At 70.7% G+C, this 22,283-nt stretch carries 18 protein-coding genes, 1 pseudogene and 1 riboswitch; of the genes and pseudogenes, 8 read left to right on the top strand and 11 right to left on the bottom strand.

Annotated elements, in window-relative coordinates:
• Positions 1 to 11: 11 nt before the first annotated feature.
• The gene (locus ABZ880_RS24230) at positions 12 to 1,565 is read right to left on the bottom strand and encodes an acyl-CoA synthetase (protein WP_361266434.1); all 1,554 of its coding nucleotides are present in this window, start codon (positions 1,563 to 1,565) and stop codon (positions 12 to 14) included.
• Positions 1,562 to 2,671: a nitronate monooxygenase family protein gene (locus ABZ880_RS24235; RefSeq protein ID WP_361266436.1), complete on the bottom strand. Its 1,110-nt coding sequence runs from the start codon at positions 2,669 to 2,671 to the stop codon at positions 1,562 to 1,564. The genes ABZ880_RS24230 and ABZ880_RS24235 overlap by 4 nt, the downstream gene beginning before the upstream one ends.
• Before the next feature lie 116 nt (positions 2,672 to 2,787).
• Here ABZ880_RS24235 and ABZ880_RS24240 point away from each other — a divergent pair, with 116 nt between their 5' ends.
• Both ABZ880_RS24240 and ABZ880_RS24245 read left to right on the top strand, forming a co-directional pair.
• Positions 2,788 to 4,572, top strand: a complete 1,785-nt coding sequence (locus tag ABZ880_RS24240; protein ID WP_361266438.1) for a serine hydrolase — start codon at positions 2,788 to 2,790, stop codon at positions 4,570 to 4,572.
• Between the two features lie 123 nt (positions 4,573 to 4,695).
• Positions 4,696 to 5,142, top strand: a complete 447-nt coding sequence (locus tag ABZ880_RS24245; protein ID WP_361266440.1) for a hypothetical protein — start codon at positions 4,696 to 4,698, stop codon at positions 5,140 to 5,142.
• Here the strand turns inward: ABZ880_RS24245 and ABZ880_RS24250 are convergent, their stop codons facing one another.
• The 3 genes and pseudogenes from ABZ880_RS24250 to ABZ880_RS24260 all read right to left on the bottom strand — a co-directional run bounded on the left by ABZ880_RS24250 (position 5,143) and on the right by ABZ880_RS24260 (position 8,811).
• Positions 5,143 to 6,261, bottom strand: a complete 1,119-nt coding sequence (locus tag ABZ880_RS24250; protein WP_361266442.1) for a hypothetical protein — start codon at positions 6,259 to 6,261, stop codon at positions 5,143 to 5,145.
• A 209-nt stretch (positions 6,262 to 6,470) separates the two neighbouring features.
• A pseudogene (locus tag ABZ880_RS24255) lies at positions 6,471 to 7,237 on the bottom strand (class I SAM-dependent methyltransferase).
• Positions 7,234 to 8,811, bottom strand: coding sequence for an NAD(P)/FAD-dependent oxidoreductase (locus tag ABZ880_RS24260; RefSeq protein WP_361266444.1), 1,578 nt, complete (start codon positions 8,809 to 8,811; stop codon positions 7,234 to 7,236). The pseudogene ABZ880_RS24255 and the gene ABZ880_RS24260 overlap by 4 nt, the downstream one beginning before the upstream one ends.
• 161 nt (positions 8,812 to 8,972) lie before the next feature.
• Here ABZ880_RS24260 and ABZ880_RS24265 point away from each other — a divergent pair, with 161 nt between their 5' ends.
• Positions 8,973 to 10,094 (top strand): hypothetical protein, encoded by a 1,122-nt coding sequence (locus ABZ880_RS24265; protein ID WP_361266446.1) that lies wholly within the window; start codon positions 8,973 to 8,975, stop codon positions 10,092 to 10,094.
• Positions 10,095 to 10,103: 9 nt separating this feature from the next.
• On the opposite strand, the gene ABZ880_RS24270 is transcribed toward ABZ880_RS24265, so the two are convergent.
• On the bottom strand, positions 10,104 to 12,344 hold the full coding sequence (locus tag ABZ880_RS24270) for a serine/threonine-protein kinase (RefSeq protein WP_361266448.1): 2,241 nt from the start codon (positions 12,342 to 12,344) through the stop codon (positions 10,104 to 10,106).
• Between the two features lie 61 nt (positions 12,345 to 12,405).
• The gene (locus ABZ880_RS24275) at positions 12,406 to 13,254 is read right to left on the bottom strand and encodes an oxygenase MpaB family protein (protein ID WP_361266450.1); all 849 of its coding nucleotides are present in this window, start codon (positions 13,252 to 13,254) and stop codon (positions 12,406 to 12,408) included.
• Between the two features lie 39 nt (positions 13,255 to 13,293).
• On the opposite strand from ABZ880_RS24275, the gene ABZ880_RS24280 reads away from it, so the two are divergent.
• The gene (locus ABZ880_RS24280) at positions 13,294 to 16,899 is read left to right on the top strand and encodes a patatin-like protein (RefSeq protein WP_361266452.1); all 3,606 of its coding nucleotides are present in this window, start codon (positions 13,294 to 13,296) and stop codon (positions 16,897 to 16,899) included.
• Here ABZ880_RS24280 and ABZ880_RS24285 read toward each other — a convergent pair.
• From ABZ880_RS24285 to ABZ880_RS24295, 3 genes are all read right to left on the bottom strand, one after another.
• On the bottom strand, positions 16,856 to 18,034 hold the full coding sequence (locus tag ABZ880_RS24285) for an acyl-CoA dehydrogenase family protein (RefSeq protein WP_361266454.1): 1,179 nt from the start codon (positions 18,032 to 18,034) through the stop codon (positions 16,856 to 16,858). The two genes, ABZ880_RS24280 and ABZ880_RS24285, sit on opposite strands and share 44 nt — an antisense overlap.
• Positions 18,035 to 18,201: 167 nt before the next feature.
• Positions 18,202 to 18,966, bottom strand: a complete 765-nt coding sequence (locus ABZ880_RS24290; protein ID WP_361266456.1) for a CbtA family protein — start codon at positions 18,964 to 18,966, stop codon at positions 18,202 to 18,204.
• Between the two features lie 23 nt (positions 18,967 to 18,989).
• Positions 18,990 to 19,211 (bottom strand): CbtB-domain containing protein, encoded by a 222-nt coding sequence (locus ABZ880_RS24295; RefSeq protein WP_361266458.1) that lies wholly within the window; start codon positions 19,209 to 19,211, stop codon positions 18,990 to 18,992.
• A gap of 35 nt (positions 19,212 to 19,246) precedes the next feature.
• Positions 19,247 to 19,395, bottom strand: a riboswitch (cobalamin riboswitch).
• Between the two features lie 99 nt (positions 19,396 to 19,494).
• Between ABZ880_RS24295 and ABZ880_RS24300 the strand changes: the two genes are divergently transcribed.
• Positions 19,495 to 20,070: a histidine phosphatase family protein gene (locus tag ABZ880_RS24300; RefSeq protein ID WP_361266460.1), complete on the top strand. Its 576-nt coding sequence runs from the start codon at positions 19,495 to 19,497 to the stop codon at positions 20,068 to 20,070.
• A 109-nt stretch (positions 20,071 to 20,179) separates the two neighbouring features.
• Here the strand turns inward: ABZ880_RS24300 and ABZ880_RS24305 are convergent, their stop codons facing one another.
• Positions 20,180 to 20,551, bottom strand: coding sequence for a ferredoxin (locus ABZ880_RS24305; RefSeq protein ID WP_361266462.1), 372 nt, complete (start codon positions 20,549 to 20,551; stop codon positions 20,180 to 20,182).
• A 111-nt stretch (positions 20,552 to 20,662) separates the two neighbouring features.
• Between ABZ880_RS24305 and ABZ880_RS24310 the strand changes: the two genes are divergently transcribed.
• From ABZ880_RS24310 to ABZ880_RS24320, 3 genes are all read left to right on the top strand, one after another.
• Complete coding sequence (locus ABZ880_RS24310) at positions 20,663 to 21,028, top strand: DUF6479 family protein (RefSeq protein ID WP_361266464.1); 366 nt, start codon at positions 20,663 to 20,665, stop codon at positions 21,026 to 21,028.
• A gap of 60 nt (positions 21,029 to 21,088) precedes the next feature.
• Entirely contained in the window at positions 21,089 to 21,439 is a 351-nt protein-coding gene (locus ABZ880_RS24315) for a hypothetical protein (protein WP_361266466.1), read from the top strand.
• 357 nt (positions 21,440 to 21,796) lie between these two features.
• Positions 21,797 to 22,165: a hypothetical protein gene (locus ABZ880_RS24320; RefSeq protein WP_361266468.1), complete on the top strand. Its 369-nt coding sequence runs from the start codon at positions 21,797 to 21,799 to the stop codon at positions 22,163 to 22,165.
• Positions 22,166 to 22,283 lie beyond the last annotated feature (118 nt).

Consider the following 22,283-nt stretch of genomic DNA (forward strand, 5'->3'; position numbering starts at 1 on the left):
ACGCACCCGGGTCACACCGGCCGCGTGCGCCCCTCCCAGTAGGGATCCCGCAGCCGCCGCTTGTAGAGCTTCCCGTTGGGATCACGCGGCATCTCGGCGATGAAGTCGACGCTCTTGGGCCGCTTGTAGCCGGCGAGTTGGTCGGTGCAGTGGTCGAGGATCGAGGTGGCCAGGGTGGGGCCCGGCTCGTGACCGGGGGCCGGTTCGACGACCGCCTTGACCTCCTCGCCCCAGTCGTCGTGCGGGATGCCGAAGACGGCCGCGTCGGCGACGGCGGGGTGGGCGAGCAGGGTCGACTCGATCTCGGCGGGGTAGATGTTGACGCCGCCCGAGATGATCATGTCGATCTTGCGGTCGCGCAGGAAGAGGTAGCCGTCCTCGTCGAGGTAGCCGAGGTCGCCGACGGTGAAGAAGTCGCCGATGCGGTTCTTCTTCGTCTTGGCCTCGTCCTTGTGGTAGGCGAAGCCGCCGGTGTTCATCTTCATGTAGACGGTGCCGAGTTCACCGGCGGGCAGCCGGTTGCCGTCGTCGTCGAAGACCGCGAGTTCGCTGATGGGCCAGGCTTTGCCGACGGTGCCGGGCTTCTTCAGCCAGTCCTCGGCCGTGGCGAAGGCGCCGCCGCCCTCGCTGGCCGCGTAGTACTCCTCCACGCTCTCGCCCCACCAGTCGATCATCGCCCGCTTCACGTGGTCGGGGCAGGGGGCGGCGCCATGGATGGCATGCCGCATGGACGAGACGTCGTAGGAGCGCCGGACGTCCTCCGGGAGTGCCAGCAGCCGGTGGAACTGGGTCGGGACCATGTGGGTGTGGGTGCACTTCTCACGGTCGATCAGCCGGAGCATCTCCTCCGGTGTCCACTTGTCCATCAGGACCAGGCGGTGGCCGATGTGCAGCGACGCGCCCGCGAATTGGAGCACGGCCGTGTGGTACAGCGGCGAGCAGACCAGGTGGACGTTGTCGCCGTAGGGCTTGATGCCGAAGATGCCGAGGAAGCCGCCGAGGTAGGCCTCCTCGGGCCGCTTGCCGGGCAGCGGGCGGCGGATGCCGCGCGGGCGGCCGGTGGTGCCCGAGGTGTAGTTCATGACCCAGCCGAGCTCGCGGTCCGGGGGCGCCGACTCCGGTTGTCCGTCGAGGAGTTCGGCGTACGGCCGGAAGCCCTCGACCTCGCCGACCGCGTACCGGTGGGTCGCGGGGAGGCCCGCCTCGTCGGCGGCGTGGCGGGCGGGCGCGGCGAAGCGTTCGTGGGCGATGAGCACCTTCGAGCCCGAGTCGGCGACGATCCAGCCGATCTCCGGGCCGACGAAATGGTGGTTGATGGGGACGAGGTAGAACCCGGCCTGGGTGGCGGCCAGATAGGCGGTGAAGAACTCGATGCCGTTGGGCAGGACGACGGCGAAGGCGTCGCCGCGCTGCATGCCCGCGGCGCGCAGTCCGTGCACGAGGCGGTTGGTGGCGGCGTGCAGGCGTTGGGCGCTCCACTGCTCGCCGTCGGGGGCGATCAGCACCGTGCGGTCGGGGTCGGTGCCGGCCTGGGCCCAGAATCCGGCGGGGGGCGTGCTCGTCACTTGCCGCTCCTTCCGGCGATGCGGTTGATGCGGTCGACGGCCTGCTCGAAGCCGCGCGTGAGGTCGTCGAAGACGGCCTGGACGCTGCGTTCGCTGGTCATCCGGCCGACGATCTGGCCGACGGGCGTGCCGAGCAGGGGTTCGACCTCGTACTTCTGGATGCGTGAGACGGCTTCGGCGACGAGCAGGCCCTGCAGGGGCATGGGCAGGGTGCCGGGTCCGGCCGGGTCGTCCCAGGCGTCGGTCCACTCGGTGCGGAGCTGGCGTGCGGGTTTGCCGGTCAGGGCGCGGGAGCGGACGGTGTCGCCGGAACCGGCGGCGAGCAGTTTCCGCGTCACTGCGGGCGAGGACATGTCGGCCTCGGTGCACGTCAGCCACAGGGAGCCCAGCCACACACCCTGCGCACCGAGGGCGAGCGCGGCGGCCACCTGCTGTCCGCTGCCGATGCCGCCGGCGGCGAGCACGGGCAGCGGGTCGACGGCCTCCACGACCTCGGGGGTGAGCACCATGGAGGCGATCTCACCGGTGTGGCCGCCGGCCTCGTAGCCCTGGGCGACGACGATGTCGATGCCGCCCTCCATGTGCTTGACGGCGTGCCGGGCGCTGCCCGCGAGCGCGGCGACCAGCACGTTCCGCTCGTGGGCGCGGGCCACCACGTCGGCGGGCGGGGAACCGAGGGCGTTGGCGAGCAGCCGGATCGGATAGTCGAAGGCGACGTCGAGCTGGTTGCGGGCGACCTGCTCCATCCACCCGGTGATGCGCCACCCGGACGCCTCGCCCTCGGCCAGCTCCGGAACCCCGTACTTGGCGAGGGTGTCCTTCACGAACTGCCGGTGTCCCTCGGGGATCATCGCCTCGACATCGGCCTCGGAGACACCTTCGACCTTCTTGGCCGGCATGACGACATCGAGGCCGTACGGCATTCCGTCGACGTGCGCCTCCACCCAGTCGAGGTCGCGCTTGAGGTCGTCGGGGGCGGTGTAGCGGACCGCGCCGAGCACTCCGAAGCCGCCGGCCCGGCTGATGGCCGCTGCGACGGCGGGGAACGGCGTGAAGCCGAAAATGGCGTGCTCGACTCCCAGTTTCTTGCTCAGCTCCGTCTGCATGGGCGCAGAATGCCGCAGTCCTCCGGTCGACGGAAGAGCTTTTCTGATACACCGTCAGATTTATTGGGCGGGATGCCTTGTTGACATGACCCACAGCCGACACGAGTGTTTCTCGCGTGACCGATGACGCAGCAAGCGGGCTCGGACTCTCCCGACGTCAACTGGCCCGAAGAGCCCTGGCCTTGGGCGGCGCCCTGGCCATCGCCCCGTTCCCGGCCGGCCCGGCGGCACAGGCCGCGTCCGGATCCGGGCACCCCGCCCTGCACCACGGCTCCCCGGAACGCGCCGGCCTGCTCCCGGCCCACCTGAGTCAACTGGTCACGGACGCCGAGGCGTTCCTCGGCCCCTCTCCCAAGCACCCCTGGTACGCGGGCGCCGTGCTGCTCGCCGGACGCGGCGGCACCGTCGCACTGCACCGGCCCATCGGCATGGCGGTGCGCTATCAGGCGTACGACGAGAAGACCGACACCGGCGTCGAGTTCCCCGCCGACCGGCAGATCGCGATGGCCGAGGACACCGTCTTCGACCTGGCCTCGGTGTCCAAGCTGTTCACCTCGCTGCTGGCCGTGCAGCAGATGGAGCGGGGCGCGCTGGAGCTGCAGGGCAGGGTCGCCTCGTACGTCCCGGAGTTCGGGAAGGCGGGCAAGCAGGACATCACGATCCGTCAGCTCCTCACCCACACCTCGGGATTCCGCGCCTGGATCCCGCTGTACAACGCATCGACGTACGACGAAAAGCTCCAACTCGTCTTCGACCAGACGCCGATCAACCCGCCCGGCACCACGTACCTCTACTCCGACCTGAACCTGATCTCGCTGCAACTGGTACTGGAGAGGATCACCGGCCAGCCGCTGGACGCCCTCCTCCACGACGAGATCACCGCACCGCTCGGCCTGGACCGCACCCGCTACAACCCGCCCGCCTCCTGGAAGCCGAAGATCGCGGCCACAGAGGACGCCCGCAAGCCCTGGTCCGGCCTGGACCGGGGGCTTGTGTGGGGCGAGGTGCACGACGAGAACGCCTTCAGTCTCGGCGGAGTCGCCGGGCACGCCGGGGTGTTCTCCTGCGCGTGGGACCTGGCGGTGCTGGGCCGGACACTGCTCAACGGCGGCCGCTACGGCCGGGCGCGCATCCTGCGGCCGGAGTCGGTGGAGTTGATGTTCACCGACTTCAACACCGCGTTCCCGGGCGACGAACACGGCCTCGGCTTCGAGCTCTACCAGCCCTGGTACATGGGCGCGATGGCCACCCCGCGCACCGCGGGGCACACCGGCTTCACCGGAACCTCGCTCGTCCTGGATCCGACGACCGACTCCTTTCTCGTCGTGCTCGGCAACTCGGTTCATCCGGTGCGCAGTTGGCGATCCGGCTCGGCTCCTCGGGTCGCGGCCGGAAACAACCTGGCGCGTGCCGTGCCCGTCCGTCCCGCCCATGGTCGTACGGCATGGTTCTCCGGCATGGCGAGCGCCGCGACCGCCACGCTCACGCTCCCTGCGCTCGACACGACGCCCGAGGACGCACGGCTTCGCGCCGCCCTGTGGTGGGACACCGAACCCCAGTCGGACGTTCTGGTCCTGGAGGCCACGACGGACGGCGGCACTACCTGGCAGCCCGTGCCGTTCACGACCGTGCGCCGGGGCGAGGACCCGCAGGAGCACCCGTTCGGCTCGGTCACCGGCTGGTCGGGCCGGGTCTGGCACCGGGTGACGGCCACGCTCCCGGCGCACGCGGAGCTGGCTCTGCGCTGGCGGTACACAACCGACAAGCTGTACGTGGGCCGGGGCGCGTACGTCGACGGACTGCGCGTCGAGACGGCCGACGGTGACGTCCTGTTCAACGAGGCGCGACCGGCGGACTCGGCCCGGATCGTGGCGGCAGGGTGGGCACCGTCGGCCGATTAGCCCCGGCCTTCAGCCCATTGGGCCCCGCCGTCCACGGGCGCTGACCTGCGAATCCCCCACCACCCCACTACCGTGAGCAGCGATCGATACACGCAGAGTGGGAGGCGTCGGATGGTCGGAAGGGTGGCGACCGCGCTCACGGCGGGCCTGGCGGTGATGTGTACGACCGGCCTGGCGGCCGCGCCCTCGGACTCGGATCTGCAGGTGGTCCGGCTCGACCCGGACGCCGCGCCGCCCGGCGGCCGTACCGTGGTGCACGCCTTCGTGTCCAACCAGGGGCCGGACCGGACCGCCTCGCCGTTCACCGTGGTCGTGGACCTGCCGCAGGGGTTCACCGCCGAGGGGCCGTACTTCCCGGAGGACTGCCGGGCCGGCGCGGCCGGCCGCGTGGTGCGGTGCACCTTCGGGGCCGGGCTGCCGCCGTTGCGGACGGCGACCGCGCTGGTTCCGGTGCGGGTGGGCGCCGACGTACCCCCCGGCACGAAGGCCGAGGGGCACGTCCAGGTGGTCAGCGACGACGACTGCACTCCGGGGAACGACCGCACGCCGTTCACACTGTCCGTCAGCTGATCAGCGGTACACCCTCACGTAGTCCGCCTGCATGGTGAGCGGCGTCGAACCGCTGGGCGCCGGGTGGTACTGGCCGGCGCAGACCGACAGGTTGAGGATCAGATACGCGGAGAAGTCGCTGCCCACGCCGTGACCGTCGGAGTAGACCTTCTTGCCGTTGACGTACCAGTCCACCGAGCCCGCGCCGTAGTGGGTGCCGATGGTGACCCACTGGCCGGGGGCTATCGCGCCGGAGTCGGTGTAGTAGTCGGAGCCGGAGGTGACGTGGTTGGTCAGCTCCAGCAGGTTCGGGTTGTCCGGGTGGTACTCGAAGGAGTCGATCTCGCCGTTGCCGTCCTTCCAGGTCCACAGGGCCGGCCAGGCGCCGCTGCCGGAGGGCGGCTTGACCCGGGTCTCGGCGTAGTCGCCGGTCTTGACCTGGAAGCCGCCGCTGGAGCCCTCGGTGGTGAGCAGACCGGTGGCCCACGCCTGCTTGCCGTTCTCCAGGGTGTGCGAGGAGGGCTGGGCGGTGAAGGTGGCGATGCCGCCCGAGGTCGTGACCTTGCTCTGGTCCAGCCAGTCGAGCTTGTTGTCGTCCGGGTTGTGGTCGCCGTAGCGGTAGGACGAGCTGGTGTCGCCGACCCACTTGGAGCCCCAGGCGATGCTGCTCGAGAAGTCGTCCGACCAGGTCAGGGACTGGCCGGATATGGGCGAGCCGCTGGTCGGCGTCGGGGTCGCGGTGGACGGGGCCGCGCCGACGGTCAGCTTCTTCGACGGCAGGTTGTGCCAGGCTCCGCCGGACTCCTGCCAGAAGCCGAAGATCGTGTACGTTCCGGCCGGCAGCGTGCGCGAGCCGCTGGTGAACTTCACACCGCTCGGGCATATTCGGACATTCGAGGCGTTGCCCGGGAAGTCCAGGTTGTTGCCGGCCGCGTCCCGGACGCCGACGCCGAGGGTCTTGGCCGTGAAGCAGCTGGACGAGTGCACGGTCAGCCTGGCCGAGGCGGCGACGCCCGCGGTCATCGTGGTCGGGGTCAGGCTGTCCTGGGTGACGGAGGGGGCGGCGGAGGCCTGGCCGGCGAGCGGCAGGAGCAGCGCCGCGGCGGCCGCGCCGGCCACGCCCAGCCGGGCAGGAGACATGGAAAGGTGCATGGTGGGGGCTTCCTCGACGGAGCCTGCGAGGGGAGCTGTCGTGAACGGACCGCTGTCCCCGTCGCCGCAGGTCTGGGCGTTCCGGCGGCGGAGGCCACCCGGGACGGACCCCCGCAGGCTAGGCAGATCGGCCGTTTGCGTACAACGAGATGTCACTCACACCGGATGATCACCAGTGGGTCGAAAGGGAAGCATCCCTAGCCCGCTCTCGCTGTCAGCACTGGCTGGTAGAAGCCGCTGGTGTCCGGGGTATGCCAGGCGAGGTCGGTGAAGCAGGCCGCGGCCGCCGCGTCGGTGACCTCGCTCCGGGTCAGCGCCCAGGACGTCGTACGGCGCACCCGCACCTCCCAGCCCTCCCCGTCGGGCAGGAGCTGGAAGTACTCCTGGTCATAGCGTTCGCTCTCGTCGTGCCAGTGCCACAGCTGGAAGGTGATCGAGCGGCCGTCGGCGCCGTGCGACACCTGGGGAGGCGCGGCCGCTGGGCGGGTCCGGCGGAGTTCGTCGTAGTCCCGGAGCGTGAGCAGGAGCAGCCCGTCGTCCCTCAGCACCCGGCGCACGGCGCGGAGGGCGGCCGCCACGTCCTGCACGGTCAACAGGTGCGCGAGCGAGTTGTCGGCGCAGACAACGGCGTCGAACTCGCCCGCCCGGTAGGGGAGTTGACGCATGTCTGCTGCCACGGCCGGAAGATCGATCCCGCGGGCCGCGGCTTCGGCCGCGGCCAGGGCGGCGGCCACGGGGCTCAGATCGCTGCCGACGACCCGGTGTCCGGCGCGCGCGAGGCCGATCGCCTGGGTGCCGATGCCGCAGGCGCAGTCCAGCAACGTGTGCGGCCCGGCGCCGAGTCGGCGGCGGGGAGGCCGTCCAGTGCCGCGGCCTGGCGGGTCGTGCTCGCTTCCCAGTCCGGGAAGATGCGGTGGTAGTCGGCGGCGAGCGAGTCGTAGAAGTCCCGCGCCGAGTCGGTCACTCGCCCGTCGCCCCCAGTACCGCCATCGCCGCGTTGTGCCCCGGCACCCCGCTCACTCCCCCGCCGCGCACGGCGCCCGCCCCGCACAGCAGCACGTTCGCGTGCCGGGTCTCCACGCCCCAACGGCCGGTGTCGTCCTGGGCGTAGGGCCAGGCGAGTTCGCGGTGGAAGATGTTGCCGCCGGGCAGGCGCAGGTCGCGTTCCAGGTCGAGCGGGGTCCTGGCCTCGATGCAGGGCAGGCCGTCGGCATCGACGGCCAGGCAGTCGGCAAGGGGTTCGGCGAGGTGGGCGTCGAGTTGGGCGAGCGTCGACTTCAACAGCTCCTCCCGTACGGCGTCGTTGTCCCGTTCGAAGAGCCGGGCCGGGGTGTGCAGGCCGAACAACGTCAGTGTCTGGTAGCCCTGTTCGACCAGGTCCGGGCCGAGGATCGTCGGGTCGGTGAGGGAGTGGCAGTAGATCTCCGAGGGCGGTGCCGCAGGGAGTTCACCGGCGGTGGCCTGGGCGTGGGCGGCGGCGAGTTGGTCGTAGCCCTCGGCGATGTGGAAGGTGCCGGAGAACGCCTCGCGCGGGTCGACGGAGCTGTCACGCAGCTTCGGCAGCCGCTTGAGCAGCATGTTCACCTTGAGCTGGGCGCCCTCGGCGGGAGCGGGCGGTGCGTCGCCGGTCAGCTCGGCCAGTGCCTGGGGGGAGGCGCCCACGAGGACGTGCCGGGCGGCGGCCACGCCCTCGCCGTCGGGGGTGCGGTAGGTGATCTCGGCGGTTCGGCCGTCCGTGTCGATGCGTACGGCCTCGTGGCCGGTGGCGATGACGGCGCCCGCGTCGCGGGCCGCGGTGGCCAGGGCGTCGGTCAGCGCGCCCATGCCGCCGACGGGGACGTCCCAGGCCCCGGTGCCGCCACCGATCACGTGGTAGAGGAAGCAGCGGTTCTGGCGCAGCGAGGGGTCGTGGGCGTCGGCGAAGGTGCCGATGAGGGCGTCGGTGAGGACGACGCCCCGGACGAGGTCGTCGGTGAAGCGGTCCTCGATCGCGACGCCGATCGGGTCCTCGAACAGGGTGCGCCAGGCCTCCTCGTCGTCGATGCGGCGGCGCAGTTCCTCGCGCGCGGGCAGCGGCTCGGTGAGCGTCGGGAAGACCCGCTCGGCGACGCGGCCGGTCATGCCGTAGAGGCGCTGCCAGGCCTCGTACTCACGGTCGGAGCCGGTGAGCCGGGCGAACGCCTCCCGGGTGCGCGCCTCGCCGCCGCCCACCAGGAGTCCGGTGGACCGGCCGTCGCGCTCCACGGGGGTGTACGAGGAGATGGTGCGCGCGCGGATCCTGAAGTCGAGGCCGAGGTCCCGCACGATCTTCTTCGGCAGCAGGCTGACCAGGTACGAGTAGCGCGACAGCCGCGCGTCGACGCCGGCGAACGGCCGGGTGGAGACGGCGGCACCCCCGGTGTGGTCCAGCCGCTCCAGCACCAGTACGGAGCGTCCGGCCCGGGCCAGGTAGGCGGCGGCGACCAGTCCGTTGTGTCCGCCGCCGACGATGACGGCGTCGTAGGTGCGGTGCGTCGCAGGTCCCTCGTGTGCAGGCATGGTTCTTCGTAACACGGGGTGATCCACCTTGGCGAGAGAACGCTTCTGCAGTGAGTTCCTCCCTCCACTTGGGCGAGGCACCGTCAAGTCGTCCCGTGCGCACGCCGAACCTCATCTCTGCATGCCTGGTTCGGTGGCACGTGTGGGCGAGGAGACGCGGAATGAACGGGAAAAGGACGGGATCATGGGCGAGCGGCCTCGGACGGAAGATGCCGTTCTGGGCCTCTCGGAAGGAGCGTGGGCACTGGGAACAGAAGGAACTCCTGCTTGCGAGGATCGCAGAACTGGACGCCGTCCTCCATGCCCTCGAAACGCGAGCGCTCGAGGACAGTGAACGCAGCGCCCTGGCCCCGTACTACGCGGAGAAGGCACGCGCGGAACTCGAAGCGGCCACGAAGACCCTCGAGCACGAAGCCCATCCCATGATGAGGGGCGCGTCGCACACGGGCGTCGCCCAGTCGCACGTCGATGCCGCGCTGAACCTCATGGTGTGGCTGGCGTCGCTGGACGACGTCAAGGCGCTGCTTCCGCAGATGGTGGCCCTCGTCGACGAGCACTTCACATCCACCGATCCACGCCGCGAGCGCATCACGGAGATCGCCGGCAAGCTCGACGATCCCCACAACTCCAAGCTCGCACCCAGCGACCGCGCCTTCCTCGCCGAGACGGTCAGCCTGGCCCGGCGGCTGCTGCGCAAGGAGACCCTGCGGGTGCGGAGCTTCGTACGCATCGTCATGGTGGTGTCGGTGTGTCTGACCGTCGCGGCGGTGGGCCTCGCGATCGCCGGGTATCTGTGGCAGGAGATGGTCCCGCTCTGCTTCACACCGGAGGTGCACAACACCTTCCAGGTCGTCTGCCCGACACGGGCGCGCCCCGCTGGCAAGACCATGCCGTCAACCGAGTTCATCGCCCGAACCGCCCGTGAGGGTGACTATCTCGTCGTCGAGATCGTCGGCGTGGTGTCCGCGGGGATCGCGTCCGCGGCGGCACTGCGGCGGATCAGGGGAACGTCGCTGCCGTACAACGTGCCGGTCGTGCTTGCGCTGCTGAAGCTGCCGACCGGCGCGCTCACCGCGGTGCTCGGACTGCTGCTGATGCGCGGTGGGTTCATCCCGGGGCTCAGTGCGCTCGACTCGACCGCTCAGATCATCGCCTGGGCCGTCGTCTTCGGCTACTCCCAGCAGCTGTTCACGAAGTCCGTCGACAGTCAGGGACAGGCGGTGCTGGACGCCGTCCGCGGTCCCGGTCTTCCCGCTCCCTCAGTGGATGACGGCAAGCCGTAGCCCCGTACGTCACCGCCCGCCCGACGCCCGCTGCTGCCGCAGCACCGCCACCCGGCGGTAGAGCTCGACGGCCTCGGCGCCGCGGCCGAGTTGTTCCAGACAGTGGGCCTCGTCGTTGCGGCTGGCGAGGGTGTCGGGGTGGTCGGGGCCCAGGACCCGCTCACGGGCGGCGGCCACGCGACGGTACTCGGCCAGGGCGTCGGGCCAGCGGCCGAGCCAGCCGAGGCCGACGGCGACCTCGCGGCGGCTGACGAGAGTGTCGGGGTGGTCGGGGCCCAGAACGCGCTCGCGGATGGCGCACACGTCGCGGGACTCGGCGAGGGCCTCCTCCCAGCGGCCCAGGCGGCCGAGGTTGACGCCGAGGCCGTGGCGGGCGCGGAGGGTCTCGGGGTGGGTGGGGCCCTGGACGCGGGTGCGGTCGTCGATGAGGTCGCGGTAGAGGGTGAGTGCCTCGGCGCTGCGGCCGAGACGGCCGAGGCTGATGCCGACCTCGTAGCGGGCGGCGAGGGTGTCGGCGTGGTCGGGGCCGAGGGCCTGGGCGCGGGCCTCGGCGACCTCGTGGTAGGTCTGCAGGGCCTCGGGCCAGCGGCCCAACTGGCCGAGCGCGTAGGCGACTTCGTAGCGGGTGACCAGGGTGTCGGGGTGGTCGGCGCCGAGCACACGGGCGCGGGCGGCGGCCACGTCGCAGGCCATGCGGTACGAGTCCTCCAGGCGGCCCAGCCTGCTGAGGTTGAAGGCGAGGTTGTGGCGGCAGCGCAGGGTGTCCGGGTGATCGGGGCCCATGCCGCGCTCCCGGGCGGCGAGCACGGACGTGTACACCTGGTGGGCGTCGAAGTGGCGGCCCAACTGGCCCAGCACGTACGCCATTTCCTGACGGGCGGCGAGCGTGTCGGGGTGGTCGGCGCCCAGGGCGCGGGTTCTGGCGGCGGCCACGAACTTGTACTCCTGCAGCGCGTCGGCGGCGCGGCCCGTGCGGCTGAGGGTGAAGGCGACCTCGTAGCGGCTGGCGAGGGTGTCGGGGTGGTCGGGGCCGAGAAGGTGGGCGCGTTCGGCGGCGACCGCGCGGTGCACCTCGCCGGCCTCCGGCCAGCGGCCCAGCCGGCCGAGGCTGAGTCCGGCGTTGTGCCGTCCGGCGAGGGCGGTGAGGGTCTCCGGGGAGGGGGCGGAGGGCTGCTCGGGTGCGGGCTCCTCGGCGCGTCCGTTCGCGGGGCGCGGGATCCACTCGCCGGTCAGGCCTGCCCCGGCGTCCGGGGGTGTGGTGCTGAGGCCGGCGCCGGTGGCCTTGTGGCCGGTGGTCATGCCGCGGGTCCAGGACGGCAGGCGGGCCTCGCGGGAGTCGGGCTGCTCCGGCCGCCGGAGCACCGGCTGTGGGGTCACCACGGTCGGCACATACGTCGGCGTCGTACGGCCCAGGCTGATACGGCGGCCCAACTCGCGGGCGTCGTGCGGACGTTGCTCGGGCCGCTTGGCCAGCAGGTCCAGGATGATCTTCTCGAGGTATTCGGGCAGTTCGGCCCGCTGGGTGCGCGGCGGCCGGGGCGGCGTGTCGCGGTGGCCGACGAGGATCGCCCACGCGTCGTCGAGGTCGAAGGGCGGGGCGCCGGTGGCGATCTCGTACAGCACGCACCCCAGCGAGTAGAGGTCGCTGCGCTGGTCGACCTCGCTGCCGCCGATCTGCTCCGGGGACATGTAGTGCGGGGTGCCCATCGCGATGCCGGTGCCGGTCAGCCGGGAGGTGAAGCCGATGTCGTGGCCGAGGCGGGCGATGCCGAAGTCGCAGATCTTCACCGTGCCGTCGGTCAGCCGCATGATGTTGGCCGGCTTCAGGTCGCGGTGCACGATGCCCTGCTGGTGGGTGTAGGCGAGGGCGGAGGCGACCTGGTCGGCGATCTCCACGACGTCCCCGACGGGCAGCGGGTGGTGCTTGTTGTCCTCCATGAGCTGGGAGAGGTTGCGGCCCTCCAGGAGCTCCATCACCAGGTAGAGGATGCCGTCGGACTCGCCGAAGTCGTGGACGACGGTCACCCCGCGGTGCGACAGGGCGGCGGCCACGCGGGCCTCGCGGCGGAAACGCTCGCGCAGGACCCGGGTGAAGGACTGGTCGTGGTGCGGGCCGAGGGGCTTGAGGCACTTCACGGCGACATGCCGGCCGAGGGACTCGTCGCGGGCCCGCCACACCTCGCCCATACCGCCCCGCCCGATCAGATCGAGCAGCCGGTACCGGCCCTGGATCAGCCTGCTGTCCCCCATCTTCTGCGATCGCCCCCCGTACTGTTCGCCCGCCCACCCCTGGCTCGTCCAGTATGGCGAGCTATCGTCCGAGTTTGTACGGTGCCGGGCGGGAGCCGGGGCCGAGCCGTGACATGGCGCGGAGGATGTGTTTGGGCGGGAGTTGCCAGCGGACACGTGCGGGAATGCAGCGCAACAGGTTGCCTGTGGCACGCAGTTGCAGGGTGACGGTGTCGGGTTTCGGGGCCGGCCTGCCGTACAGCTCGTGGGCGTACGGCGGCAGGGCGGCGTACGCCAGTTGTGCCACGCGCCGCCACAGCACCTCGCGCGCCGGGACGAGGAGGAAGTGCGTCGGGGGGCGGAGGAGGAAGTCGTCCACTTCGCGTGCCTCGGGTCCGGCGACGAGTTCGGGGCGGACCTTCTCGAAGTAGGCGGCCATCTCCTGCTGGTCGGCCGGTACGGCATCAGGGTCCAGGCCCACCAGGCGGGCGCTGACGCGGTGTTCGCCGATGTAGCGGTCGGCCTCGGCGTCGGTGAGACGGAAGCCGGAGCGGCGCGCGACCTGCAGATAGGAGTCGATCTCGGCGCAGTGCACCCACAGCAGCAGCTCGGGTTCGTCGACGCCGTACTGCTCCCCCGTGCCGGGATCGGTCGCCGACAGCATGCTGTGGATCTTCCGCACGCGGGCGCCGGCCCGCTCGGCGGCCTCGGTGGTGCCGTACGTCGTGGTGCCGACGAAGTTGGCGGTACGCATCAGCCGGCCCCAGGCGTCCCGCCGGAAGTCGGAGTTCTGCATGACGCCACGCACCGCCCGGGGATGCAGCGCCTGGAGATAGAGCGCGCGGACGCCGGCGACCCACATCATGGGGTCGCCGTGCATCTGCCAGGTCACCGAGGACGGTCCGAACAGCCCGGGGTCCTCATCATTCATGCGGTTCACCTCCACGTACGCCCGTTCGACCACGATCCCATGGCCGCGTCATCGGGTCGATACCGCCAGTTGCAGGCACGTTCGCTGCGCCGAATGCAGGACTGCCGTGTGGAAGATGGTCTGTCGGGGAATTCTTCGCAGGCCGTGCAGCACGGTTCCTGGCGAGGGAGCGACGACATGGCTGTTGAGCACGCCGACGACATGGCCGTTGAGCGAGTCAGCGAGAACACGCAGGAGATCCGCATCGCAACCGCGATGACAGGCGGCGTAAGTCTCGCCATCTGGATGGGCGGGGTCGCACGTGAGCTGAACCTGCTCCAGCAAGCAGCCTGGCGACGACACCCACAGGCCGACGGTACGTACAAGGACCTGCTCAGTGCTCCACGGGGGCCCGATGACCAGGTGCGGACGCTGTACCTCCGTCTCCTCGAGTTCCTCGACGTGACCGTGAGCATCGACATGCTGTCCGGTACGAGCGCCGGGGGCATCAACGGCGCTCTGCTCGGACTGGCGCGGGCGCAGTCGCTCGACCTGGGCCGACTACGGGACTTCTGGCTCAAGTACGGCGACTTCGAAACCCTTCTGCGAGACCCCAAGGAGACCAGGCCGCCGTCGCTGCTCCAGGGCGATGGGGTGTTGTTCAAGCAAATGCTGGGGTTGCTGCAGGGGGAAGGGGGACTGCAGAAGTCGGACGAATGCTTCAGAGCGCCTCATGATCGGGAAGGCGCGGAGGTAAACACCAGACTCTTCATCACCACAACCCTGCTCACCGGCGAGACGAGCCGGTTCACCGACAGCGTCGGGACCGTGGTCCAGGACATGGACCGGCGAGGTCTCCTCGTTTTCGACCACAGCCAGTTGCGGACGGCGGGCGCCGAGGAACGCGTGGCCCTCGCGGCACGCTGCAGCTCCTCCTATCCCTTCGCCTTCGAGCCGGCGTTCCTTCCTTACAAGAAGGAGGTGCCCGAGTCCGGCGCAAAGACTCTGTTCCATCCGGCCATGGGAGAGTTCGCGAATATTACCCGCGATCACTGGGTGGCCGACGGCGGCCTCCTGGCAAACCGGCCCATCGGCCCGCTGCTCCAGGCCGTCTTCGACTGTCCGGCCGAGGGCCCCGTGCGAAGAGTGTTCCTTTACGTCGTGCCGTCGCCCGGCGAATCCCCCGACCCTCGGGAGGCACCCGCGGAGAAGGAGTCCTTCGAAGCCCCCTGGACTCTGGGCCAGGCACTGCTCAAGGACCTGGGCAGCGTCCTCGGCCAGAGCATCAGATCCGACCTCGCGGCCCTGCAGCAACATAACGACCGGGTCGACTCCATCCGCAACACCCGGCTGCGCATGGCCGAGATCGCTTCGGGCGCGGGATGCGCCGAGCGGGTGGTGCGGTCCTTCAGCGGACGTCTCCTGACCGAGGGCATGCTCAACGACTACCGTGCCCGCCAATCGGCCTGGCTCGTGCAGCCGGTGATCGACGCGCTGATGCGGGCGGTCACGACCATGCCGAGAAAGGCGATTCCCCAGGCCTGGATCGACGTCCTCGCACCTGGGCTCAGCACGGAACAGGAATGCCGGACAACAGCAGCCGCAGCGGTGTCCCGCGGGTGGGAGTTCCCGAGGGCGGGCGACATCGACAAGCTGACTGCCTTCGGGCGGCCTACCTACGACGGTGCCAAGGCCACGGTGCTCTCGATGCTACGGGCCGCGTACGTCTGCCGGCCCGGGCATGTGCGTGCCCTGGCAGAGCTGACCAGTCGCACGCACGGCTCTTTCGTCGCAGTGCCGCGCCCCCGCACGGACCGACTCGTTGCCGACGAGCTTGCCTCGTTGGCAGGTACACCGAAGAAGGACTGGCCTGATCTCCCAGATCTCGCAGGCACACTCGCCACGAAGTACGCAGACAGCCTGAGCTCACCCGCGCCTGGCTCCGGGACGTCTCTGGAGGCCGGTTGGACCGAGCTGGCGAACGTGGTCGCCGACCTGCACCGGCTCGTCGGCATCCCAGTCCCGACGCCTTCGGCCGGGAAGCCGACGCCCGGCAGGACAACCGCAGCGGAGCGCCGGCGCGCGGCCGCCCAGGAGCTCGGCTGCTATCTGCGGTTCCTCTGGGGGATCAGAGACGACATCCCGATCTCTCTCTTCGACCTGCACGTTGCCACGCGGTCCGTCCTTCCGGTCGGTGTGGAGGTGGAGCAGTCCGTCGAACTGATCCAGGTCAGCGCGGACACCCGCACCACCCTGGCCCCAGGGCGCGCCACCGCGGGGGCCAAGCTCACCGGAATGCAGCTGAATCACTTCGGAGCCTTCTACAAGGCCTCGTGGCGGGCGAACGACTGGACCTGGGGGCGACTCGACGGCGCCGGCTGGCTCGTGCACACGTTGCTCGACCCCCGACGAATCCTGGAAAACGCAGAACTGCACGCGCCAGAAGGACAGAAGCGAAGCGTCTGGTTCTGCAACGAATTGGCCCGACGGGTTCTCGACGGCGAGACCTGGGAGGACGCAGCACCCGTGCATCGACCGGGCGAACCCAGGATCGAGCCCACCAGGGAAAAGGTCGAGGAAGAGCTCGCGTATCTCGACGACCCGACTCAACCCGTCCCGACTTCCCTCCCCTGCACCTCTCTGTGGGTGGCACGACGCTGGCAGGAGTGGATCTGCGCCGAGGAACTGCCCGTGATCGCCCGGCACATGCTCGCCACGCCGACGCGGTCGCCGAGTCCGTGGGCGCTGAGAGTGCTCAAGGACGCGGGACAGCCGGACCTGGCGGTGGCGGCCGCCCAGGCAGCATCGTCGGCGGTCATGAGCCGCAACTGGTCCCGCCAGCAGCGGAAGCTGATCCGCACTTCGCGCCGTTCCGCCGACGCCGCGGCCTCGACGACAGGGGTACCGCAGGACGCGATGGCCAAGCACCTCGCGGACTGCCCTGTGCCGACGGAGACTCTCTTGGGGGAGCTGGGACAGCCATTGTTCACCCGCACGGTCACCAAGGCGCTGGCCACGGCGGTCGCGGCGGTGACGGCGCTCAAGGAGCCGCCCGCTTCGATCAAGCCCTTCTCGTCGTTCGCGCGCACCGTCACGATGATCGGCTACCGGACCGTAGGCCTCACGAAGGCATCGCCCTGGGTACTGACGGTGCTCGGCCTTGTCGGTATCACCCTCGGCTTCTTCCTCGCCCGCGGCGACGACTCGTTCCTGGGGCTCACGGCGGCGGTGTCCCTGGCCACCGGTTGTCTCCTGTTCGGCTTGGCGGCCTGGGGCATGAGCAGACGCCTGTTGCCCGCCACGGTGGCTCTCCTGCTGGTTGCGGCGATCGTCGTCTCGGCGACAGTCAAGCGGGCCTTCCTGTTCGGGAAGCCGACGGAGCAGTCCTCCGGCGGCGCCACGCCCCCACCCGACGTGGGCTGGGTCGGGGAGCACGCGCTGCCCTGGCTCCAGCAGCCCTACTGGCATCCGCTACTGGCGTTGGCCGGGTTGATCGTGCTCAGCCTGTTGATCAGCGGCGCCGTCACCAAACTGGCGAAGATCATCCGGCGAGGAACGACGAACGTGCTACGGCGTCTGCGAGCATTGGGGGAAGGGCCGGAACCCGCGCGATCAGGTGCCGTCACCGCCGCACCCTCGGCATCCCCAGACCGATCCACGAGATGATCTCCCGCTGGATCTCGTTGTTGCCGCCGCCGAAGGTGAAGATGACCGCCGAGCGGTAGCCGCGTTCCAGTTCGCCGTGGAGGACCGCGCCCGTCGAGCCCTCCTTGAGGGCTCCCGCGGCGGCGACGATCTCCATGAGCCAGGCGTAGGCGTCCCGGCGGGCTTCGGAGCCGTAGACCTTGACCGCGGAGGCGTCCTGGGGGGTGAGGGTGCCGTTCTGGACGGCGTTCACCATCTGCCAGTTGAGGAGTTTCATCGCGTCGAGCCTGGTGTGGGTCTGGGCGAGGCGGCGGCGCACCCAGGGCAGGTCGATCACGCGGCGGCCGTCGGCGAGCTTGGTCTCCGTGGCCCAGCGCTGTACGTCCTGCAGGGCGCGGATGGCCATGGTGCCGTGGGCGGCGAGGGTGACGCGCTCGTGGTTGAGCTGGTTGGTGATCAGCCGCCAGCCCTGGTTCTCGGCGCCGACGCGGCGGGAGACGGGGACGCGGATGTTCTCGTAGTAGCTGGCCGTGGTGTCGTGGGAGGCGAGGGTGTTGATGAGGGTGCAGGAGTAGCCGGGGTCGGTGGTCGGGACGAGGAGCATGGTGATGCCCTTGTGCGGCGGGGCGTCCGGGTCGGTGCGGGTGGCCAGCCACACCCAGTCGGCGGTGTCGCCGTTGGTCGTCCAGATCTTCTGGCCGTTGACGACGTACTCGTCGCCGTCGCGGACCGCGCGCGTCTTGAGGGATGCGAGGTCGGTGCCGGCGTCGGGTTCGCTGTAGCCGATCGCGAAGTCGATCTCGCCGGAGAGGACCTTGGGCAGGAAGTAGGCCTTCTGCTCGTCCGTGCCGAACTGCATGATCGTCGGTCCGACCGTGTTCAGTGCCATGAGCGGGAGCGGTACGCCGGCCTGGGCGGCCTCGTCGAAGAAGATGAACTGCTCCATCGCTGTGAGTCCGCGCCCGCCGTACTCCTTGGGCCAGCCCACGCCGAGCCAGCCGTCCGTGCCCAGGCGCCGGATTGTCTCGCGGTAGAAGCGCTTCTGGGCTGCCGGGTCGCCGTGCCGGGCGTAGGCGTTGTCGGGCACCAACTCGGCGAAGTACGCACGCAGTTCGGTGCGCAGCCGTTGCTGCTCGGGCGTGTATTCGAGGTGCACGGCGCCTCCAGGCTCCCGGGACCGGTCCTGACGGCGCACACCGTAGAACGTGTTCCAGAAATTGGGAATGGCGCGGAGCGTCGGGGATTGGCGCGGCATACGGAAAAGGGGCCCCCGGTCGTCCGGGAGCCCCTTTCGTTGAACTGCTCAGTGCGCGGCTGAAGTGCTCAGTGCGCGACCGGAGTTGCCCGGGCCTCGGCCGGGGTTACCGACGACTTGGCCCCTTTGGGAGCCAGCAGCCGCTCCGCCAACAGCCCGAAGACCAGCCCGAAGGAGGTCCACAGGGTCGCTTGGACGGCCAGGGCCGCCAGGCGGAACTGCCACAGCAGGGTGGCCGAGAAGTCCTTCGGGACCTCGTTGAAGGAGGGCAGGAACGCGTACGCCAGCCCGACGACGAGGAGGAGGAAGGCGCCCGCGGCAATCGTCGCGTTCCAGTTGCCGAGGCGCGGCGCGAGGCGTTTGCCCAGGATCACGGTGGCGACGGCGAGCAGCACGCTGAGGGCGACCATCAGGAAGTACAGGGTGGTGCGCTTGCCGATGGTGTCGGGGTCGCCGACGGACGGCGGGTTGGCCGGGTACTTCAGGAACGGCACGACGTACACGGCGATCAGGCCGGCGGCCGCCAGGAGCAGCGCGCTCGCGCGCGGCCCGAAGCGGCCGATCCGGCCCAGCGCGAAGCAGTACGCGAGCGCGGCGATGCCGCCGAACGCGATGCCGTAGACGAGGACACCGGTGGACAGACCCGCGGTGGACTGCATCGTGCGGCTGACGGCTTCGACGCCGTGCTCGTGGGAGTGCGCCTCCTCGTAGGCGATGGCCGCGTCGACGCGCGGTTCACCCAGGAAGTAGGCGACGACGAGGGCGAGCAGGCCCGCGGCGAGTCCCGCGAGCATGCCACGCACCAGGAGGTTGCGGACGGTTGCCGAATTCATGGGCTGTGCGTGCTCCCCGGCCGTCAGTGGCAGGGGAAACCGAGCAGGTGGCGGGCGTCGTGCACCCACTCGTGGACGTTCTCTCCGCTCATCACAGAGGTGGCGCCCTGCTCGGCGCCGACGAAGTAGAGCAGGACCAGCATCAGGATGCCGAAGAAGACCGCCCAGGGGACGATCGCACCGATCGGCAGCTTCGCCGGTACGGCAGTGGGGGTGGTGGTCGGCTGAGCGACAGACTGCGCCATGGCAGGCCCTCCTGGGGAACTCGCGTCCCGTCTCGGTGGTGCACAGGACGACGGGCGGGTCTGACTCGCCCGGCCCGCACCCAGGGTGCGTGCCCGGCATTACAGTGGCGCGACCGTGCCGGATTCCCACCGGCTTCCGCTGTGCCGTCGTCAATATCGACGAGACGGTACCGCGAAGCGAAGGCGCGGCCAAGGGCGCACGGAAGGGCGGCGAGCGCCCCGGGGAACCCTTTCGCCGCCAATTCGCGGAGTGCAAAGGGATGTTGAGCACGGGAGTGGACGCATGACGAGCCGAGTGATCTTGATCTCACCCGCGATCAGCGCCGCGCTGAGACAGGCCCGCTTCGACGACGGCTGCTCCCTGGACGCGGCCGGGCTGCGGCAGGCGCAGGCCGCCGTCGGTACGGTCCCCGCGGTCGGGCGGGCCTGGTCCTCCCCCACCGTGCGCTGCCGCGAGACGGCCGGTGCGCTCGGGCTGGACGCCCTGGACGCGCCGGAGTTGGCGGGGCTGGACGCGGGGCGCTGGCGCGGGGCGACGCTGGCGGAGGTCGGCGAGCGGGATCCCGAGGGGCTGGCCCGGTGGCTGTCGGATCCCGGATCGGCGCCGCACGGCGGGGAGTCGGTGCGGGCGCTGTGCGACCGGGTGGCCGGCTGGCTGGAGACGGCCGCGCAGTCGGCGGGCGCGAGCGCGGCCGTGGTCGAGCCCGAGGTCGTACGGGCCGCGGTGGTACGGGCATTGGGCGCGCCGGAGTCGTCGTTCTGGCGCGCCGACGTCCCGCCGCTGGCCGCCGTGGAGCTCAGCGGCAGGGCGGGGCGGTGGAACGTACGGCTCGGCCGGCCGCTCGGCACCGCGGAGTGAGCGCCGGTTCACTGCGGCGCCGGGCGGATTCGCGCCCCACCGTGGGCGTCGGTTCGCCGGCTCCGGGAACGGAGCCTCGGTTCAGCGTCGTCAGGGACATCCGTGGGTGTCAGTTCAGCGTGTCGAGGAAGTCCGTGCACGCCTGGGCGCACTCCCGGCAGGCCTTCGCGCCGTCCTCGGCGCCCGGGTGCCGGTCGAAGACGTGCGCGCACTCCAGGCACACGGTGCGGCACCACTCCACCTGGATGCGCATACCGGCCTCGTCCAGGCGGTTCTGCTCGGACAGCACCCGGCACGTCGCGTCGCACACCTCCGCACACATGATGCCCTTGCGTCGTACGAGTTCCTGCTCCTCCGTGCCGTCCGGATCCACGAGGCTGGCGCGCAGCGCACACGCGCGAGCGCACTCGGTACAGGCCTGCGCGCAGGCGAAGCGGTCCTCCAGGAACTGGAAGAGCTCCTGCTGGGTCGTCGATGTCACACCGGGCGGGTAGCCGCTGCCGTTCGCGCCAAACCCGGTGTTCGCCGTGGTTGTGGCGGTGGGGCCGGGGCGGGCCGGTTCATGGCGGACGCCCCGGGTACCCGCGGGCTCATGAGTACCGCATGGATGGACATCGCCGCAGGCCGCGGCGCACTCGGGATCGGTATGGCCGTGGCGGGCGTGGTGGTCGTCGCGCTGCTGATCGGCGCGTTTTGGCTGGGTGCCCGTATCCGGCGCCGCGAGCCGGGCCCGCCGCGCCCGGAGGAGCAGCCGCGGCTGCCGGACGAGGGCCCGGTCCGCGAGGTGCTGGAGAACCGTGAACCCGACGAGGTGCCGCGCAGCGATCGCCGGCTGACCCCGCACGAGCTGCCCGGGCACGGCAACTCGCCGACCCGGACGGGTGCGTCGAGGCCACGGCGGCGCTGGAGCGAGGGCGGCAGCGGATCGTTCGGCAGCGGCGGCCCGGGCATCCGCTGACGCCGGGCCCGTCCGCACCATCACCTGGAGGAACACCGTCACCGGGAGGAAGTGAGACCCATGACCGACCCCGCCCGCGGCACCCTGCCGCTGCCGGACTACGACCATCTGCCGATCGGCGGGCTCGAGAGCCGTGTACGGTCCCTGACCGCCGACGAGGTCGAAACGCTGCTGACGTACGAGCGCGCGCACGGTGACCGGCTCCCGATCACCGCGCTGCTGTCGGCGCGCCTGGAGCAACTGCGCACCGGTGCCGAGCCGACGTCCGGCAGCCCCGGCGCGCTGCGCCCCGAACAGCACGGCCGGCACGCGGGCTCCCCGGTCTCACCGGCGACCTCCTCGCAGCCCTTCAGCCCACCGCCGCACGGCACCCCCGACCAGCGGGGCAGGCCGAAGGGTGATCAGCGGTAGCTGTTTGCGGTCCGGGCGCGGGGGCACCGTGGGTCCGGAGACGACCAGGAGCGCACCCAGCAGTGCGCCGACGCCTGCGTGACCGGCGGCAAGAAGGTGTTGCTGTGCAGTCGCTCGGGGTTGACGGTGTCCGTCACAGAGCGGCGGTGAATTGCGACCGGCAGCAGCATGGTCAGCGCCGGGGTCCGCCCGCGGGGACGACAGCTCATGGGCACCTGGCCGGTCGTCACCGCGGTGCCTTCCGGGATTCATCCGACTGGTCGCGCATCAGATGACGCAGACCGGTGGTCACGGCAGCGTGGCCGAAGAGGCCGCAGGCTTCGCGCTGACTTCCCGCACAGACGAGGACTCGTCGCCATGATCTGTCGTCGCCACGTCGGCCGCCGGGCCGGAGTCCTCGTTCTCCTGCTTGCCGCAGCGGGCTGCTCCGACTCCGCCATGGGCCCGATCGTCTACACGACACCGGCCAAGCGGGAGGTGAAGATCCAGAGCCCGGCGGTCGACGCATGCCATCGTCTGCCGGGCGGCGCCTACCGCGTGGTCAACCACACGCTCTACGACATCCGGCTCTTCACCAACGCCGCCTGTGTGCTGACGCCGGCCGGTCAGGACCAGAGCGGTCAGGTCGGCGGAGAGAGCTTCTACCTCGCGACACAGGCGACCGTCGGCTTCACACCCGGCCAGTCCCCGTGGCTGAGCTACTACGTGGTCCCCGGTACCAGCTGAGGCCGAGGCAGGCACAACGCCACCTCTGGTACCCGTCGGCCCCTTGATGCCATCGCGGCACCGGACAGCAGCCGACGCACCCGTCACCCCGCCGGCCCCTCCCGGATCGCCAGGTGAC

Origin of the sequence: Streptomyces sp. NPDC047043 (assembly GCF_040644055.1) — a bacterium.
GTDB lineage: Bacteria > Actinomycetota > Actinomycetes > Streptomycetales > Streptomycetaceae > Streptomyces.

What these genes read in the sequence shown, in the direction of transcription:
- ABZ880_RS24235 (WP_361266436.1), bottom strand. Translation starts at nt 2,671, where the DNA reads ATGCAGACGGAGCTGAGCAAGAAACTGGGAGTCGAGCACGCCATTTTC.
- ABZ880_RS24250 (WP_361266442.1), bottom strand. Translation starts at nt 6,261, where the DNA reads ATGTCTCCTGCCCGGCTGGGCGTGGCCGGCGCGGCCGCCGCGGCGCTG.
- ABZ880_RS24260 (WP_361266444.1), bottom strand. Translation starts at nt 8,811, where the DNA reads ATGCCTGCACACGAGGGACCTGCGACGCACCGCACCTACGACGCCGTC.
- ABZ880_RS24265 (WP_361266446.1), top strand. Translation starts at nt 8,973, where the DNA reads ATGAACGGGAAAAGGACGGGATCATGGGCGAGCGGCCTCGGACGGAAG.
- ABZ880_RS24270 (WP_361266448.1), bottom strand. Translation starts at nt 12,344, where the DNA reads ATGGGGGACAGCAGGCTGATCCAGGGCCGGTACCGGCTGCTCGATCTG.
- ABZ880_RS24275 (WP_361266450.1), bottom strand. Translation starts at nt 13,254, where the DNA reads ATGAATGATGAGGACCCCGGGCTGTTCGGACCGTCCTCGGTGACCTGG.
- ABZ880_RS24280 (WP_361266452.1), top strand. Translation starts at nt 13,294, where the DNA reads ATGGCCGCGTCATCGGGTCGATACCGCCAGTTGCAGGCACGTTCGCTG.
- ABZ880_RS24290 (WP_361266456.1), bottom strand. Translation starts at nt 18,966, where the DNA reads ATGAATTCGGCAACCGTCCGCAACCTCCTGGTGCGTGGCATGCTCGCG.
- ABZ880_RS24295 (WP_361266458.1), bottom strand. Translation starts at nt 19,211, where the DNA reads ATGGCGCAGTCTGTCGCTCAGCCGACCACCACCCCCACTGCCGTACCG.
- ABZ880_RS24300 (WP_361266460.1), top strand. Translation starts at nt 19,495, where the DNA reads ATGACGAGCCGAGTGATCTTGATCTCACCCGCGATCAGCGCCGCGCTG.
- ABZ880_RS24310 (WP_361266464.1), top strand. Translation starts at nt 20,663, where the DNA reads ATGAGTACCGCATGGATGGACATCGCCGCAGGCCGCGGCGCACTCGGG.
- ABZ880_RS24315 (WP_361266466.1), top strand. Translation starts at nt 21,089, where the DNA reads ATGACCGACCCCGCCCGCGGCACCCTGCCGCTGCCGGACTACGACCAT.
- ABZ880_RS24320 (WP_361266468.1), top strand. Translation starts at nt 21,797, where the DNA reads ATGATCTGTCGTCGCCACGTCGGCCGCCGGGCCGGAGTCCTCGTTCTC.